Genomic DNA, 259 nt, shown 5'->3' with positions numbered 1-259 from the left:
AGATGATATCCGCAGCTACATCCTTGGCAAGCTCGCCAAGATGATGGATGAACCCGCGTCATCTCTTCGTTCTAATGCGAATATCATGGAATTGGGACTTGATTCAGCGAGTCTGATCGGGCTGACAAAAGAGATCGGCCAAGAGGCGGACATCGATGTGAATCCAACATTGTTTTTCGAGTATCCGACGGCGGAGGAGCTGACCCGCCACTTCGTGTCAGCATATGAGAGCAAGTTTTCTCAATTGCTTGCCGATCAT

Annotated in this window: 1 protein-coding gene; it reads left to right on the top strand. The window is 49.4% G+C overall.

Annotated features, from left to right (window positions below; all coding sequences use genetic code 11):
- Positions 1 to 259: acyl carrier protein (locus SB660_RS21785; protein WP_410584516.1), on the top strand; the 259-nt coding region annotated here is incomplete at both ends.

This window comes from Bacillus sp. SIMBA_005, from assembly GCF_046535585.1.
Classification (GTDB): domain Bacteria; phylum Bacillota; class Bacilli; order Bacillales; family Bacillaceae; genus Bacillus; species Bacillus pumilus.
The sequence above is the reverse complement of the archived record's forward strand: the minus strand, read 5'-3'. Positions and strand labels throughout refer to the sequence as shown.